The 15,690-nt window shown below is 59.7% G+C and carries 15 protein-coding genes; 7 read left to right on the forward strand and 8 right to left on the reverse strand.

Annotation, left to right across the window (positions count from 1 at the left end):
* Nucleotides 1–15: 15 nt before the first annotated feature.
* Nucleotides 16–591, reverse strand: a complete 576-nt coding sequence (locus GFM02_RS21215) for a TetR/AcrR family transcriptional regulator (RefSeq protein ID WP_168322674.1) — start codon at nt 589–591, stop codon at nt 16–18.
* A 162-nt stretch (nt 592–753) separates the two neighbouring features.
* On the opposite strand from GFM02_RS21215, the gene GFM02_RS21220 reads away from it, so the two are divergent.
* Nucleotides 754–1,530, forward strand: coding sequence for an SDR family oxidoreductase (locus tag GFM02_RS21220; protein WP_020049619.1), 777 nt, complete (start codon nt 754–756; stop codon nt 1,528–1,530).
* A gap of 7 nt (nt 1,531–1,537) precedes the next feature.
* Here GFM02_RS21220 and GFM02_RS21225 read toward each other — a convergent pair whose 3' ends face one another.
* From GFM02_RS21225 to ilvA, 3 genes are all read right to left on the reverse strand, one after another.
* Nucleotides 1,538–2,809, reverse strand: a complete 1,272-nt coding sequence (locus GFM02_RS21225; RefSeq protein WP_168322675.1) for a GGDEF domain-containing protein — start codon at nt 2,807–2,809, stop codon at nt 1,538–1,540.
* 236 nt (nt 2,810–3,045) lie between these two features.
* Nucleotides 3,046–3,372, reverse strand: a complete 327-nt coding sequence (locus GFM02_RS21230) for an HlyU family transcriptional regulator (protein WP_168322676.1) — start codon at nt 3,370–3,372, stop codon at nt 3,046–3,048.
* Between the two features lie 37 nt (nt 3,373–3,409).
* Nucleotides 3,410–4,660 carry a threonine ammonia-lyase gene (gene ilvA / locus GFM02_RS21235; RefSeq protein ID WP_168322677.1) on the reverse strand — a complete coding sequence of 417 codons (1,251 nt, stop codon included), beginning with the start codon at nt 4,658–4,660 and terminating at the stop codon, nt 3,410–3,412.
* A gap of 183 nt (nt 4,661–4,843) precedes the next feature.
* Here ilvA and GFM02_RS21240 point away from each other — a divergent pair, with 183 nt between their 5' ends.
* A complete protein-coding gene (locus GFM02_RS21240) occupies nt 4,844–5,218 on the forward strand; it encodes a VanZ family protein (RefSeq protein ID WP_065279668.1) in 375 nt (124 codons plus the stop codon).
* Between the two features lie 541 nt (nt 5,219–5,759).
* On the opposite strand, the gene GFM02_RS21245 is transcribed toward GFM02_RS21240, so the two are convergent.
* The 3 genes from GFM02_RS21245 to wrbA form a co-directional block, all read right to left on the reverse strand.
* Nucleotides 5,760–6,086, reverse strand: coding sequence for a type II toxin-antitoxin system RelE/ParE family toxin (locus GFM02_RS21245; protein WP_168322678.1), 327 nt, complete (start codon nt 6,084–6,086; stop codon nt 5,760–5,762).
* Complete coding sequence (locus GFM02_RS21250) at nt 6,073–6,363, reverse strand: ribbon-helix-helix domain-containing protein (RefSeq protein ID WP_026265193.1); 291 nt, start codon at nt 6,361–6,363, stop codon at nt 6,073–6,075. Before GFM02_RS21250 ends, GFM02_RS21245 begins: the two co-directional genes overlap by 14 nt.
* 669 nt (nt 6,364–7,032) lie before the next feature.
* The gene (gene wrbA / locus GFM02_RS21255) at nt 7,033–7,629 is read right to left on the reverse strand and encodes an NAD(P)H:quinone oxidoreductase type IV (RefSeq protein WP_168322679.1); all 597 of its coding nucleotides are present in this window, start codon (nt 7,627–7,629) and stop codon (nt 7,033–7,035) included.
* A 285-nt stretch (nt 7,630–7,914) separates the two neighbouring features.
* Here wrbA and GFM02_RS21260 point away from each other — a divergent pair, with 285 nt between their 5' ends.
* The 4 genes from GFM02_RS21260 (at nt 7,915) to GFM02_RS21275 (ending at nt 11,103) form a co-directional block, all read left to right on the forward strand.
* On the forward strand, nt 7,915–8,691 hold the full coding sequence (locus tag GFM02_RS21260; protein WP_168322680.1) for a competence/damage-inducible protein A: 777 nt from the start codon (nt 7,915–7,917) through the stop codon (nt 8,689–8,691).
* A 108-nt stretch (nt 8,692–8,799) separates the two neighbouring features.
* Nucleotides 8,800–9,642, forward strand: coding sequence for a universal stress protein (locus GFM02_RS21265; protein ID WP_168302822.1), 843 nt, complete (start codon nt 8,800–8,802; stop codon nt 9,640–9,642).
* Between the two features lie 181 nt (nt 9,643–9,823).
* Complete coding sequence (gpt, locus tag GFM02_RS21270; protein WP_011651569.1) at nt 9,824–10,318, forward strand: xanthine phosphoribosyltransferase; 495 nt, start codon at nt 9,824–9,826, stop codon at nt 10,316–10,318.
* 194 nt (nt 10,319–10,512) lie between these two features.
* On the forward strand, nt 10,513–11,103 hold the full coding sequence (locus GFM02_RS21275) for a hypothetical protein (RefSeq protein WP_168322681.1): 591 nt from the start codon (nt 10,513–10,515) through the stop codon (nt 11,101–11,103).
* Between the two features lie 235 nt (nt 11,104–11,338).
* Here the strand turns inward: GFM02_RS21275 and GFM02_RS21280 are convergent, their stop codons facing one another.
* Nucleotides 11,339–11,620, reverse strand: coding sequence for a hypothetical protein (locus tag GFM02_RS21280; RefSeq protein WP_168302820.1), 282 nt, complete (start codon nt 11,618–11,620; stop codon nt 11,339–11,341).
* 122 nt (nt 11,621–11,742) lie between these two features.
* Here GFM02_RS21280 and GFM02_RS21285 point away from each other — a divergent pair, with 122 nt between their 5' ends.
* The gene (locus tag GFM02_RS21285; RefSeq protein ID WP_168322682.1) at nt 11,743–15,558 is read left to right on the forward strand and encodes a vitamin B12-dependent ribonucleotide reductase; all 3,816 of its coding nucleotides are present in this window, start codon (nt 11,743–11,745) and stop codon (nt 15,556–15,558) included.
* Nucleotides 15,559–15,690: the final 132 nt, after the last annotated feature.

Consider the following 15,690-nt stretch of genomic DNA (forward strand, 5'->3'; position numbering starts at 1 on the left):
TTTGCCGGCCGTTTTTCATTTGTCGATATCGGCGACAAAATCCCGGACTGTCGCCAAGATTTCGGCCGAGAGTTCTTCATCGGACGAAATCCTGGCAAGGCCGATGCCACCGGCCATCATCGCGAAGGCCATGATCGCCTTGCGCCGCCTTTCCCCTTCGTCCGCTCCCGCAGCCTTGCTCGCCAATGACGCGAAATTACGCTTGAGCCCGTCCGTCGCGATCCCCCGCGCCTTCTCGCCGCTGCGTGATATATCGGAGGTCAGCGCGGCAAAAGGGCAGCCCTCGCCGGGATTGTCACGATGATAGGCGCTGACATAGCGATCGGCGACATCGGCAGCCGTCATCTGCGCCGGGTTCACCCCCTCGGCCTCCAGCTTGCGTCCCCATGAATCGAAAGCGGACTGGATCGCCTCGGCGACCAGATCAGCGCGCGAGGCGAAATGCTTGTAGAAGCCGCCGACGGTCAGTCCGGCCTCCTTCATCAGGTCGGCGACGCCAATACCTTCGAGCCCCTCCTCGCGCAGCCGCTTCGACGCAATCTCGACAATCTTCTCGTGCGTCTTCTGTTTTTCCAATTGCGAACGACCCATCGGACATCTCCCCGGCACCAATCGAATGAGCATGATGTCGGCCGAAAACCGCTTACACTTTTCGGAATCATGCTTCTCTTGACTTAAATGGATTATCATCATAATCCTTATAGATAACGATCATAATCCAGATCGTTGCCAATTCCAAGAGGAGCATGAATCATGCGTCTAAGAAACAAGGTCGCCCTGATCACCGGCGGAAACAGCGGCATCGGTCTTGCCACCGCCAAGGTCTTCATCGACGAGGGTGCCAAGGTGGTGATCACCGGCCGCAACCCGGACACGCTCGCGGCTGCCGAAAAGGCGCTCGGTGCCGGCGTGCTGGCGCTGAAGGTCGATGTCACCGATGCCGCCGCAACCGAGAGGGCCTTTGCGGAAGCCGCCGGAAAGGTCGGCAAGTTCGACATCGTCTTCGCCAATGCCGGCATCGGCGGCGCGACGCCGCTCGGCGAGACATCACTGGCGCAGTTCAACCAGATCATCAGCACCAATCTCACGGCAGTTTTCTTCACGGTGCAATCGGCCCTGCCGCATCTCAATGACGGCGCTTCGGTGATCCTCAACGGTTCGGTGCATGCCGTGCTCGGCGCTCCCGGCTGGTCGGCCTATGCGGCGACCAAGGCGGCGGTCCGCGCAATGACGCGCAATATGGCATCCGAGCTCGCGCCGCGCGGCATCCGCGTCAATCAGGTAACGCCCGGCGGCACCAAGACGCCGATCTGGTCGCCGATGGCCCAGACGGAGGACGCCATGTCGGCGCTCGAAGCCCGCATCGGCGGCATGAGCCCGCTCGGCCGCATGAGCGAAGCCGACGAAATCGCCAAGGCGGCGCTCTATCTGGCCTCGGATGATTCGGCCAATGTCACCGGCATCGAGATCACCGTCGACGGCGGCATGACGAGCGCGCCATCCGGCGCCAAGATCTTCCGCGCCGCCTGAATGAGTTTCAGCTGAGTTTCACCACGCCGGAGCGGCCGACGACGCAGTTGCGGCCGCTCTTCTTGGCTGCGTAGAGCCTGCCGTCGGCAGCCGTCAGCACGGCGGTGAAATCGACGCCGTCCTCGTCGGCAGTCGCAACGCCGATGCTGACCGTGATCGGCCTGTCATCCGGCGTCTTGACGCTGGTTGCGATCGTCCAGCGCAGGCGCTCGGCAAGCAGCAGACCTTCCTCGTGGTCGGTACCTGGACAGACGGCAACGAATTCCTCGCCGCCGAAGCGGAAGACGCGATCGCTCGAACGCAACGTCGTGCCCAATCGGGCGGCGATCGCCTTCAGCACCTCGTCGCCCTGGAGGTGGCCGTAGCCGTCATTGACATCCTTGAAGTGATCGGCATCGATAATGAGGACGGTGGCGAATGACCCCTGCTTCAGTGCCTCTAGCAGCATCAGCGGCGCTTCCATTTCCATGCGCGTCCGATCATAGACGCCAGTGAGCATATCGCGGCCGGTGCGCTCCAGAAGATCGTTGTAGCGCTCGCGGAACGTCAGGTCGCCGAACACGTCGCTGATGGAGCGTGCGGATCCGCCCGCACCGACGCGGCGAATACGATATTCATAGAATGCGAACATTGCCGCGTAGAGGCAGACGGCAAGCATTTTCGCCTTCCATCCGCCCCAGAATGCGGCGATCGGCACATCCAGAAAATAATGCAGCGCGGCGAAGAAACCGATCTGGTCGAAGGTCAGCAGCACGAAGCCAGAAATCAGGAAACGCAGGACGACGCGGCGGCGGAAGAAATCGCCGAGTTTTTCGTAAAGCAGGATGATGCCGAGCGAATCGACATAGAGCAGCGCCGTGCCCCAGACCATCAGCCAGCCCATCTCCTTGAGGAAATCGACGTCGGGCGTGTGGTTGGGCGACATCTGCAGCGGCTGGTGCAGCTGCAGCACCCAGGCAATACCGACGGTGAGCAGGTTGCCGAGGAAAAGACCATAGATCGGCTGGCGCACCGTCGCGGCATCTTCCTGCAGGTAAAGCATCAGGATCATCATCAGCTTGCCGGAGAAGAAGATGGATGAGCCCGGCGACACATCCCCGAACGGCAGCGAGACATAGAAGACCGCCGCCAGATAGGTCTCCATGAAATGCATGACGCCGAGCGCCGTCAGGAAAACCCCGAGACCAAGCCGATGACGGAAATGCAGAAGCGTCACCATCAGCACGAAATAGGCGATGGCTTCGACGACGAAGAGAAGGAGGTTGAGTGTCTCCATCATGAGACCTCGGCTCCGAACGTTCGGCCTTCTGCTGGCGCGGCGATCACGACAGCGAATCCTTTGGTCAATTGTCCGAAACAGTCAAACACGAGGGGTGTCCTGCAAATTCTGCAGGCGATACCTTTCACCGCAATCCTTTAAGATTGCGTGAGTGAGAACGCACTCGCTGAAGGGCGCCCGGATCACACACAGGAATAATTGCAGCCGGTATCAAGGACCTATGCCCGGATCCCGATTCAGACCTGACGAAGCTTCTCGCCGTCGCCAAAGAGCGACGAACCATGCTGATCGATGATCTGCTGCGCTTTGCGCACCGTGCATTCGATCGCGTCATCGGAGGAGGAAAACAGATCGGCGCGGATGAAATTGCGCACCAGCACCTCGTCGCCGACTTTCTTTTCGATGCGGCCGGCAAGGCGATACTGGCCGCCTTCCTTGCGCGGCTCGGCATAGATCGTGCAATCGCCGTAAAGCTGCGGTTCGCCGGAAGGGTCTGCCGCCTCCGAAGCCGGTTTGCCGCCGCCGGAGAACATCGAAAAGATATTTGAAATGAACGAAGCCATGCTCCGCCTTTAGCACGGCGATATCGCTGTCGCCAAGTCAAATGATCAGATTGGCGAGGATCTCGTTTTCGGTGATATCCTCGTAACCCATGCCGGCTGCTTCGAAATTTCCGATCAGCCGGGCGAAATTCTCAGGCGCCTTGGTTTCGATGCCAATCAGGATCGAGCCGAAGTTGCGCGCCGATTTCTTCAAATATTCGAAACGGGCGATATCATCGTCGGGGCCGAGCAGATTGAGGAAATCCCGGAGCGCACCGGGGCGCTGGGCGAGCCGCAGGATGAAGTATTTCTTCAGCCCTGCGTAACGCATGGCTCTTTCCTTTACGTCAGGCAGACGCTCGAAATCGAAATTGCCGCCGGAGACGACGGCAACGATGGTCTTGCCGCGGATCGCTTGGCCGTCCATCGCGGCGATCGCCGTCAGCGACAATGCGCCGGCCGGCTCCAGCACGACGCCCTCGACATTCAGCATTTCCTGAATGGTGACGCAAATGGCGTTCTCCGGCATCAGTTGCACTTGGCTTGCCGGGAAGTCGCGAAGGGCGGCGAAATTCAGGTCGCCGATGCGGGCGACTGCAGCCCCATCGACGAAATTGTCGACCTTGGCAAGCGTCGTGACCTTACCTGCCTCGATGCTGCGCTTGAGACTCGGCGCGCCGGCTGGTTCGGTGAAGACGAAAGCCGATTTCGGCACGATGCCGTCGAGATAACCGGTGATGCCGGCGGCCAGTCCGCCGCCGCCAACCGGCAGGACGACCATGTCAGGCAACGTTCCTTCCGGCAGTTGCTGCATGATTTCGGCGGCGACGGTTGCCTGGCCTTCGATAATGTCGGCGTGGTCGAAGGGCGGCACCATAACGCCGCCGACCGCCTCCACATGTTCGCGGGCGGCTTGGTAGCACTGGTCGAAGAAGTCGCCGAACAGGCGGATGGTGATGAATTCAGCGCCGAACATGCGGGTCTTGTCGATCTTCTGTTGCGGTGTCGTCACCGGCATGAAGACGACGCCCGGAACGCCGAAATGGCGGCAGACGAAGGCAAAGCCCTGGGCGTGATTGCCGGCCGAGGCGCAGACGAAGGTCTTGCCGGCGGCACCCTGCCCGATCGCCTTGCGGAAGAAATTGAAGGCGCCGCGGATCTTGTAGGAGCGCACCGGCGACAGGTCCTCGCGCTTCAGCCAGATATCGGCACCGTAGCGAGCCGACAGATGATCGTTGAGCTGCAGCGGCGTTGCCGGAAATAGGCTGCGCATTGCCTCTTCGGCGCTTTCGACATCAAGTCTCGTCACGGGCGTGGTCCATTCTCATGAGTAGCCGCTGCCGCTATGGCACAGGCCAACCGGCAAAAGAAAGCCCGTTTCGGCCATTTCCGGTTCTCTCCCGGGAAAGCCTTTCTTAAGCCAATCGCGAAATCGGCGGCAGATGAACTGATTTTAACTGTCAATGAAAAGCCAAGCCACTAATATGAAACCATGATGATCTTCAAATTTGCAAGGCCGCTCGCCTGGCTGCTGCTCGCCCTCATCCTCTTCGTCACGGTTTCACCGATCGGGCTGAGGCCGGAAACGGTCACGACGGTCGATACCGACCGCGGCGGCGCCTATGTTCTCGTTGGCCTCGCCTTCGCTCTCGCCTATCCCAAACAGTGGAAGATGGTGGCGGTGCTGCTGATTGCCGGTGCAGTCGCCATCGAATATCTGCAATATCTCACACCAACCCGCCATCCACGCCTGCACGACGCCGGCATCAAGGCCGCGGGCGCAGCCCTCGGACTGCTGGCTGGCTGGCTGATCAACAGGTGGCGCGAGACCAAAGCGCCAAACGCGCTTCCGCTCACAGAGCGATGATCACTATCAGCACAGACCACACATAATCCCGAAAATCGAATTCGGGATCTGTCCAGATCGAAAGTAATAGAGCGTCCTTAGCGCGTCTTCTTAGACGCGCTAAGGACGCTCTAGAAACCCTGCAAGTGCATTGCCCAGTAGAACAGCGGTATCGCGGCTATCGTAGCCCCCAGAACAAGTGCGACACTGGTCTTGAAGATGCGGATGCGCCGAACCTTAGTCCCACTCCAATCGTAAACCATCGTCTTACTCCCACAAGACAACCCTTACTCAACTGTCGCGGCGCCATCGTTACGCCAGAAATTCGTTTGTCAAGCGATAACTTACTTCTGTGCACAATATACAAGCAGATTCAATACAGGCATATTCAAACAGGATTATGAAGGTGGTGCGGGCGACCGGGGGCGAACCCGTACAGCCAAGGCCGAAATTTTAAAGCCACCGCCACTACCGCATCGTGCAGGGGCAACCTTTCGACTTCTCGGATACCGACGCCAAGGCGCTGGAAGAATGGCTCGAGCCGAGATCGTTCCAAAGCCCGCTACGAGTCCTCCTCGTCATCGCCCGCCCGAAACAGGGCCTCGTAGTCTCTGCCGCCATAGAACACATTGACGATCTCAACCGCGTCGGTGACGTGATAGGCAATCACGGCGGAATGCTCAAACGGCACCGTTCGCAAGCCAGGCGCCAGATCATCCCGAGGACGACCGCCGTTCGGCGCATCACCGATCTTGCGGCACCTGGTCATGATGCGTTTCACGAAGCCATTGGCAATGATGTGGCTCCGGCTCATGTCGGCAATGTCGATATAGATGTGGCGCAGGTCGTTCAGCGCCTCGGGCCGATAGATGACCTTAGCGCGCCGCATTGCGGGACGCTTTTTCCTGACCTTTCATGAAGCGGTCCATTTCCACTTCCGCCTCTTCTGCTGTCAAACTCGGGCGCGGATCATCAAGGGAACGGCGAATACGAGCTCGCATCGCGTTGAGGCGTTCGGCATCCTCGAGCCGCTGGCGTTGCCACACCCGCACAGCATCACGCATCGCCTCACTCGTGGTCGCAAATTCACCGGCCTCGACCGTATCGCGAACGCTCCGCAGCATATCGGCCGTGAGGGTAATGGTCACCTTTTCCGCATTTCGCATCGTCGTACACTTTCCTTGGCTTCTTATAAAGTATGATAAAATCATATTTTATACCAGAAAAATTGCGATGCCATCCGCATCAGAAGCGATGGTGACGAATACACCCGGGACCTACGGCAATTTGCGTGATGGGCTGTGCCGAGATCGTTGGACGGGCTACTTCCCTGATCATGCCGTAAATACCTCCGACAACCGATGGATATCAGTTGAGAATACCGTCTCTCTTTGTTAGCAGAGGGAACCACGCGGACGTGGTGGAATCGGTAGACACAAGGGACTTAAAACAAAATTGAGTGCACCGGCGGAAACGCCGGCTGTAGAACTGCTCAAAGTCGGGGAAACCTGTCAAATGGCAATCCCGAGCCAAGCCCCGCCAGGGGAAGGTGTAGAGACTAGACGGGCAGCACCTAAGGCAAAGCTAGGGTGAAGGTATAGTCCAGACCACAAACGCCGGAAGGCGGCGGTGAAAGCCGTAGCGGTAAGAAAATCCCTCGGCCTAGGCTATGCGGGTTCGACCCCCGCCGTCCGCACCATTTTCCCCGTAACCCGGCAGGAATTTCAATTATCCCCTTGTCGCCTGCCCGCGCCTCTGAGTCTGTTGCGGGAAAAAGCAGAAAAGGCGCGGCGAGCCCCATGCCCGCCGCGCCTTTATCATTTCAGTATCGAAGATCAGGCGAGCTTGGCAGCAAGCTTGGCAACGTGGGCGCCCTGGTATTTTGCGCCTTCCAGCTCAATCTCGGAAGGCTGGCGCGAGCCGTCGCCGTTGGTGATGGTGGAGGCGCCATAAGGCGAGCCGCCCTTGACTTCCTCGGTGCCCATCTGGCCCTGGAAGGCATAAGGCAGGCCGGCAACGACCATGCCCTGGTGCAGGAAGGTCGGGATGAAGCCGAGGATTGTCGATTCCTGGCCGCCATGCTGGGTGGCCGAAGAGGTGAAGACCGAACCGAGCTTGCCGACGAGTTTGCCGGCGAACCAGAGGCCGCCCGTCTGATCCCAGAAATTGCGCATCTGCGAGGCGACTGTGCCGAAGCGGGTGCCGGCGCCGACGATGATCGCGTCATAGTCCGCCAGTTCGTCGACGGTGGCAATCGCAGCCGCCTGGTCGACCTTGTAATAGGAAGCCTTGGCGACGTCTTCCGGAACCAGTTCCGGAACGCGCTTGACGGTGACCTCGGCACCGGCCGACTTCGCGCCTTCGGCAACCGCATAGGCCATGGTTTCGATATGGCCGTAAGCCGAATAATAAAGGACGAGAACCTTCGCCATCTTCTATCTTCCTTGAAACATCGGGTTGAATTTCCTGACCGAGAGGATTTCTATCAGCACGTCTGGGCGAACACAGCCCTGCCCTCAAGAACTCAGTGTTCACCACCCGGAGACGAAAATTCGCTTGCGGTTTTCATTTCGGCAAAATGACGCATCGCCCGAATTAAAGAGTTAGCGCATGATGTCGTCCGAAAACCGCCTGCACTTTTCGGCATCATGCTCTGGTGTTTGCAAAGCGAGCGAACGGCGCTACCTATTCCCCAGCCTCACATCACGGAACATCCCATGAGCCAAGACATCGTCGTCACCGCCGCCATGCTCGCCATCGGCGACGAACTTCTCTCCGGCCGCACCAAGGATAAAAATATCGGCCACCTCGCCGATTTGCTGACGCTTTCCGGCATCGACCTCAAGGAAGTGCGCATCGTCGCCGACGACGAGGACGCGATTGTCGAGGCACTGAACGCGCTTCGCGGCAAGTATGACTACGTCTTCACCTCGGGCGGCATCGGGCCGACGCATGACGACATCACCGCCGATGCCATCTCCAAGGCGTTCGGCGTGCCCTGCGAATACGACGAAACAGCAATGACGCTGCTTGCCGAGATGTACCGGCGCCGCGAGATGGAATTCACCGAGGCGCGCCAGCGCATGGCGCGCATGCCGCGAGGGGCTGCGCATATCGCCAATCCGGTCTCGACGGCGCCTGGCTTCATCATCGGCAATGTCTATGTGATGGCCGGCGTGCCGCAGGTCTTCCAGGCGATGGTCGACAACGTGCTGCCGACGCTTCGAACCGGCACGCCGGTGCTCTCGCTCGCTATCGCCTGCCCTTACGGCGAAGGAGAGATCGGCACGCCGCTGACCGCGATCCAGAAAGCACATCCGGAAACCAGCATCGGTTCCTACCCGCGCTATATCGGCCAGAAATTTTCGACCGAGATCGTCGTACGCGGCCGCTCCCAGGCAGTTATCGATGCGGCCGGCGGCGAGGTGCAGGCGATGATCGACGCCATCCGCCAAAGGAAGGACATCGCCGAAAACCATTCCGCCGAGGCTTGAGGGCAACGCCGGAACTCAAGGCCATCCTTGATCCCGATCAAGGAACAGGAGAACGGTCCGGCGCATTCCTTCCCTCGCGCAAGTCATTTCAGCGCAAGGAGAATTGATATGTCTTACAAAACCATTCTCGCCATTCTCGATACATCGGACAATAGCGGGGCGGTTGCCGATTTCGCCTTTGCCATCGCTGCTGAAAGCGGCGCCCATGTGATCGGCCTGCATGCCGAAATCATCTCCGCCGTGCCGCTGGTGGCGCCGATGGAAATCCCCGACCCCGTTGCCGTGCAGGCGCTGCAGGATATGGCGCATAGCGAAACGATTGCCGTCGAGCGCATCTTCAGGGCGAAAGCGGCGGCGGCTGGCGCCTCCTTCGAATGGCGCAGCTTTGCCACATCAACCGGATACGGCTCCGCACCGCTGATCGAAAGTGCGCGCAGCGCCGACCTCCTGATCGCCTCGCAGGCCGACCCGGCCAGACCTTCCGACAGCCACGTCGACGTCGACAGTTTCCTTTTCGAAACCGGCCGGCCGGTGCTGATGATCCCCTATATCATTCGCCAGCCGAAGCCGATCAAGCGCGTGCTGATCGCCTGGAACGGATCGAAAGAGGCGGCGCGCGCGACCTTCGACGCGCTGCCGATTCTGAAGGCGGCTGACGAGGTGGAGATCTTTTCGGTCGATCCGGCCGACACGGCGCTGCAATCGCCGCTGACCGCCGGCGCCGACATCGCCGCGACGCTCGCGCGTCATGGCGTGAAGACGACGCTTTCGACGGCGCAAAGTGTGGACAAGAGCGCATCCCATGTCATCGAGAACAGGCTTTCGGACAACAGCATCGATCTTCTCGTCATGGGCGCCTATACGCATTCCTGGCTCTGGCAGATGATCTTCGGCGGCACGACCAAGACCCTGCTGCAATCGATGACGGCGCTGACGCTGTTGTCGCGTTGATTGGCTGCTCTTGCCTTTTGCCGGCAAATCCCGCTAATTGCGGCGACCGATGACAGCTTCGAGCCTCGGCCCATCTCGCGCAGTTCCGGCTGCGCGATTTGCGTTTTGCCAATCGCCGCTTCAAGCCCCATCCGGTCGCCGGCAAACGGCGTGTCGTTTTTTCATGCCGCGGAGCAGCCCGATGTCCCTTCCCGATAAAGCCTTTCCCGTTTCCTGGGATCAGTTCCACCGCGATGCGCGCGCTCTTGCCTGGCGGCTTGCCGGCTTGAATCAGACGTTCAAGGCGATCGTCTGCATCACCCGCGGCGGCCTCGTTCCGGCCGCGATCATCTCGCGCGAACTGAACATCCGGCTGATCGAGACCGTCTGCGTCGCGTCCTATCACGACTATGTGAACCAGGGCGACATGGTGCTGCTCAAGGGAATAGCGCCCGAACTTATGGAGAATGGTGGCGAAACCGTGCTGGTCGTCGACGATCTGACAGATACCGGCAAGACCGCCGCACAGGTGCGCACCATGCTGCCGAGGGCACATTTCGCCTGCGTCTACGCCAAGCCGAAAGGCGTGCCGACCGTCGACACCTTTATCACCGAGGTCAGCCAGGATACCTGGATCTACTTCCCCTGGGACATGGGCTTCACCTATCAGGAGCCGATCGCCAAGGGCGCGGGCTGATCGCCACCGATCGCAGCGCGCAACCATCGTATTTACTACTTGAAATTGTTCCAGATTTTGTCAGCGAGCTTGCCTGAATCCGCTATCGGGATCTGCACATCTATTTTATCTTGTCCTAATAGACTTGGCGACGTGCGAATCATCTCAGGTTGCGCTTAAAGCGTGCAACGAACGATGTGATATAAGGAAGCAAGATGGCGCGGTGGGGGCATAGTGGAACGGTTGTAACCGTCTGGCTGGCGGCATGTCTGTTTCCCCTGACACCCGTCCGCGCCGAGCCTGCCTATATTCCTCTCGTGCGCGATTATGTCGAGAAGCGAATCCGGCCTATCGTGGAAACGCCATTGGTGCTGAAAGCCATTGCTGAGCAGAACGCCGAATTCGGCGATGTCAGCGAAATGGATATGCGGGTGCTCGATGAGACCTACCGGTCGGAGATCAATCAGCACCACCTGCAGATAGTCAAGCTGCTGCTCGACAAATCCCTATCGCATTACCTCAAAGCCAAGCAGGACGCCTCGCAGGGCGCGATTCTCGAATTTTTCGTCACGGACTCGCATGGGCTGAATGTAGGACAGAGCACCATCACCGCCGACTACTGGCAGGGCGACGAGGAGAAATATCTCAGAACCTTCACCAACGGCTCCCGCGAGATCTTCATCGACCGGGCGGAACGCAATGAATCCAGCCAAAATCTCGAGACGCAAGCGAGCTTCGTCGTCATGGACAAAGAGAACAGGCCGATCGGCGTCGCCATCGTCACCATCGCCATCGATGCGCTCTAACGGCATGTCGCGCAAAAGTTTGCGGTTTTGCGATAACGACGCGCTTTAGGAGCGCTGATTTCACCGGCGAATCGGCATGCCCATTTGCGCCGGAAATGCCATCACAAGATTCGCCGCAGGATGCTTTTTTGCCATTCTGAGGTTTTCCTTAGCCGGCAACGCCTGCAAGCCATTGTAATATCAGCGCTCCCCGGCTTTCCCCAATCTCCACAGGCGCATCCACAACATGTTGTGGTTAGCAATCAATTAAAAGCCAGCCCTTGACGGAATCACCTGTTTCAAACTTTACTGCTTCTGATGTTGCGGCGGCGACAGGACCGGAGGTAACGAGCCCGGTTCCCTTTTGAAAATTAGGACGCGGAATCAGGGCGATGGACCGGAAACGGTTCAGGCCCGACAGGATTTCTGCGCGGTTTTCAGCCTCCAAAAAAAGTGACATTGGGACTGGCGATAATAAGCTGTTAATACTATATTTAGCGTTTGCAGCCACCATCACCACAAGATACAGGAAGGACATCTCCGGATGACACCCCTGTCACGATACGGAAACGAGACTGGCTGCACGGCGACAAAGTGCCGCCGGATAGGAATTTTGCGCCTGAGGTCGTGGGGACCGGGCGCCAACGCGAGGTCAAGACTATGCGCATCGAACGTCGTTTCACGAAGGCCGGCCAAGGCGCCTATGCGGATATCGAATTTCGCAAGGCGACGAGCGAGATCAAGAACCCCGATGGTTCGGTCGTGTTCCGCCTCGAGAATATCGATGTTCCCGCGCAGTTCTCCCAGGTCGCGACCGACGTGCTGGCGCAGAAGTATTTCCGCAAGGCCGGCGTTCCCACACGGCTGAAGAAGGTCGAGGAAAACGATGTTCCTTCCTTCCTGTGGCGCTCCGTTCCCGACGATGCTGCGCTGAAGAACCTGCCGAAGGACGAGCAGACCGGCTCGGAAATCGATGCGCGCCAGGTCTTCGACCGTCTTGCCGGCACCTGGACCTATTGGGGCTGGAAGGGCGGCTATTTCTCCTCCGAGGAAGATGCCTCGGCCTTCAAGGACGAGCTTGCCTATATGCTCGCCACCCAGCGTGTCGCCCCGAACTCGCCGCAATGGTTCAACACCGGCCTGCACTGGGCCTATGGCATTGACGGCCCCGGCCAGGGCCATTTCTATGTCGATCCTTTCACCGGCAAGCTGACCAAGTCCAAATCGGCCTATGAACACCCGCAGCCGCACGCCTGCTTCATCCAGTCCGTCGAGGACGATCTCGTCAATGAAGGCGGCATCATGGACCTCTGGGTGCGTGAGGCGCGCCTCTTCAAATACGGCTCCGGCACCGGCTCCAACTTCTCGATGCTGCGCGGCGAAGGCGAAAAGCTTTCCGGCGGCGGCCGTTCCTCCGGCCTGATGAGCTTCCTGAAGATCGGCGACCGTGCGGCCGGCGCCATCAAATCGGGCGGCACGACGCGCCGCGCCGCCAAGATGGTGGTCGTCGACATCGACCATCCGGATATCGAGGAATACATCAACTGGAAGGTCAAGGAAGAGCAGAAGGTCGCGGCTCTCGTGACCGGCTCCAAGGTCGTCGCCAAGCATCTGAAGGCGATCATGAAGGCCTGCTTCAACTGCGAAGGCGGCGATAACGGCGATTGCTACGACCCCAATAAGAACCCTGCCCTGAAGCGCGAAATCCGCGCTGCCAAGAAGGACCAGGTTCCCGAGAACTACGTCCAGCGCGTCATCCAGTTTGCCCGCCAGGGCTACAAGGATCTCCAATTCAAGACCTACGACACGGATTGGGATTCGGAAGCTTACCTCACGGTATCCGGCCAGAACTCCAACAACTCCGTCTCGATCAAGGACGACTTCCTGCGCGCCGTCGAGAATGATGGCGAATGGAACCTGACCGCCCGCAAGGACGGCCGGGTGATGAAGACGCTGAAGGCCCGCGATCTCTGGGAAACCATTTCCTACGCTGCCTGGGCCTCGGCCGATCCCGGCATCCACTTCAACACGACGATGAACGACTGGCACACTTCGCCGGCCGGCGGCCCGATCCGCGGCTCGAACCCGTGCTCTGAATACATGTTCCTCGACGACACCGCCTGCAACCTTGCCTCGCTGAACCTGCTGCAGTTCAAGGACAAGGCTACCAAGCGCATCAACATCGCCGATTACGAACACGCGGTTCGCCTGTGGACCGTCGTGCTCGAAGTCTCGGTGATGATGGCGCAGTTCCCGTCGAAGCGCATCGCCGAACTCTCCTACGAATACCGCACGCTCGGCCTCGGCTACGCCAATATCGGCGGCCTGCTGATGTCATCGGGCATTCCCTACGACTCCGCTGAAGCCCGCGCCATTGCGGGTTCGCTGACCGCGATCATGACCGGCATCTGCTATGCGACCTCGGCCGAAATGGCCGCCGAGCTTGGGCCCTTCCCGAATTTCGCGCCGAACCGCGAGAGCATGCTCAAGGTCATTCGCAACCATCGCCGTGCGGCGCATGGCGAGAGCTCCGGCTATGAGGCGCTGTCGATCAACCCGGTCGCGCTGATCCATTCGGAAAACCCGGACCAGGATCTCGTCGCCCACGCCAAATCGGCCTGGGACAAGGCGCTCGAGCTTGGTGAACAGCATGGCTATCGCAATGCCCAGGTCTCGGTCATCGCGCCCACCGGCACGATCGGTCTCGTCATGGATTGCGACACGACAGGCATCGAGCCCGACTTCGCCCTCGTCAAATTCAAGAAGCTCGCCGGCGGCGGCTACTTCAAAATCATCAACCGTGCGGTGCCGGACGCGCTGCGCACGCTCGGCTATTCGGAAAGCCAGATCGCCGAGATCGAGGCCTATGCCGTCGGCCACGGCAACCTGAACCAGGCGCCGGCTGTCAATCCGTCGACGCTGAAGACCAAGGGCTTCACCGACGAGAAGGTGGAAGCCGTCAACGCCGCGCTGAAGAGCGCCTTCGACATCAAGTTCGTCTTCAACCAGTGGACGCTCGGCGCCGACTTCCTGAAGGAAACGCTGAAGGTTTCCGACGAACAGCTGGCCGACATGAGCTTCAGCCTGCTTGACCATATCGGCTTCTCGAAGAAGGACATCGAAGCTGCCAACATCCATGTCTGCGGTGCGATGACGCTGGAAGGCGCGCCCTTCCTGAAAAACGAGCATCTGCCGGTCTTCGATTGCGCCAATCCCTGCGGCAAGATCGGCAAGCGCTACCTCTCGGTGGAAAGCCATATCCGCATGATGGCGGCTGCCCAGCCGTTCATCTCCGGCGCGATTTCCAAGACGATCAACATGCCGAACGAGGCGACCGTCGAGGATTGCAAGAACGCCTACATGCTCTCCTGGAAGCTTGGCCTCAAGGCCAACGCGCTCTATCGCGACGGCTCGAAGCTGTCGCAGCCGCTCAATTCCTCGCTGATCGAAGACGAGGACGACGAGGATGCGCTGGAGGAACTGCTGCAGGCGCCGCTGGCCGCCCAGGCGGTTACCGTCACCGAGAAGATCATCGAGCGGGTGATCGAACGAGTTTCGCGCGAACGCGAGAAGCTGCCGAACCGCCGCCAGGGCTATACCCAGAAGGCCGCCGTCGGCGGACATAAGGTCTATCTGCGCACCGGCGAATTCGGCGACGGCCGCATCGGCGAGATCTTCATCGACATGCACAAGGAAGGCGCTGCCTTCCGCGCGATGATGAACAATTTCGCCATCGCCATCTCGCTTGGCCTGCAATATGGCGTGCCGCTCGAGGAATATGTCGAGGCCTTCACCTTCACCAAGTTCGAGCCGGCCGGCATGGTCATCGGCAATGACGCGATCAAGAACGCCACCTCGATCCTCGACTATGTCTTCCGCGAGCTTGCCGTCTCCTATCTCGGCCGCCACGACCTGGCGCATGTCGATACGTCGGACTTCTCGAACACGGCACTCGGCAAGGGCATCCAGGAAGGCAAGACCAACCTGCTCTCCACCGGCTGGACCCGCGGCTACAAGCCGACGCTGGTGTCCGGCACCGGCGGCGAACGCCAGGCAGGCGAACCCAAGGGTGCGGCCACCGCCGCCCCTGCCCGCGCCGCTTCCACCGGCACCGTGACCGCCTTTGCAGGCGCGGCTGCCCGCAAGCTGGAGCCGACGGTCGCCATCGCCACCTCCGAAATCGTCGCCTTCAAGCGCGATTACGAGGAGCGCGCCAAGGAATTGGCGGAAGAGATCGCCGAAGAGGTGACCGAGGAACTCACCAGCGACGCAACGGCCTTGTTCTCCGACAAGGCGGCAGCCGACGCGGCAACGGCAAAATCGGAGGCCAAGAAGCGGGAAGCCGAACGCCGCCAACGCTCGATCATGCAAGGCTATACCGGCAACATGTGCTCGGAGTGCCAGAACTTCACGATGGTGCGGAATGGGACTTGCGAGAAGTGCGACACGTGCGGTGCCACGAGCGGGTGCAGCTGAGTAGGCTTCTTATCGTTCGACTGCGTCCGCTGAAGCATTTCAGGGCCAATTGATTGGATTCTTCCGTTCAAACCCTATGAGACGCACAAAATTAAGTTTCAGGCGCGCAGGCGCCTGAAAATAACAGGAAGA

The sequence above is a fragment of the Rhizobium leguminosarum bv. viciae genome (assembly GCF_012276115.1).
Lineage (GTDB): Bacteria > Pseudomonadota > Alphaproteobacteria > Rhizobiales > Rhizobiaceae > Rhizobium > Rhizobium leguminosarum_T.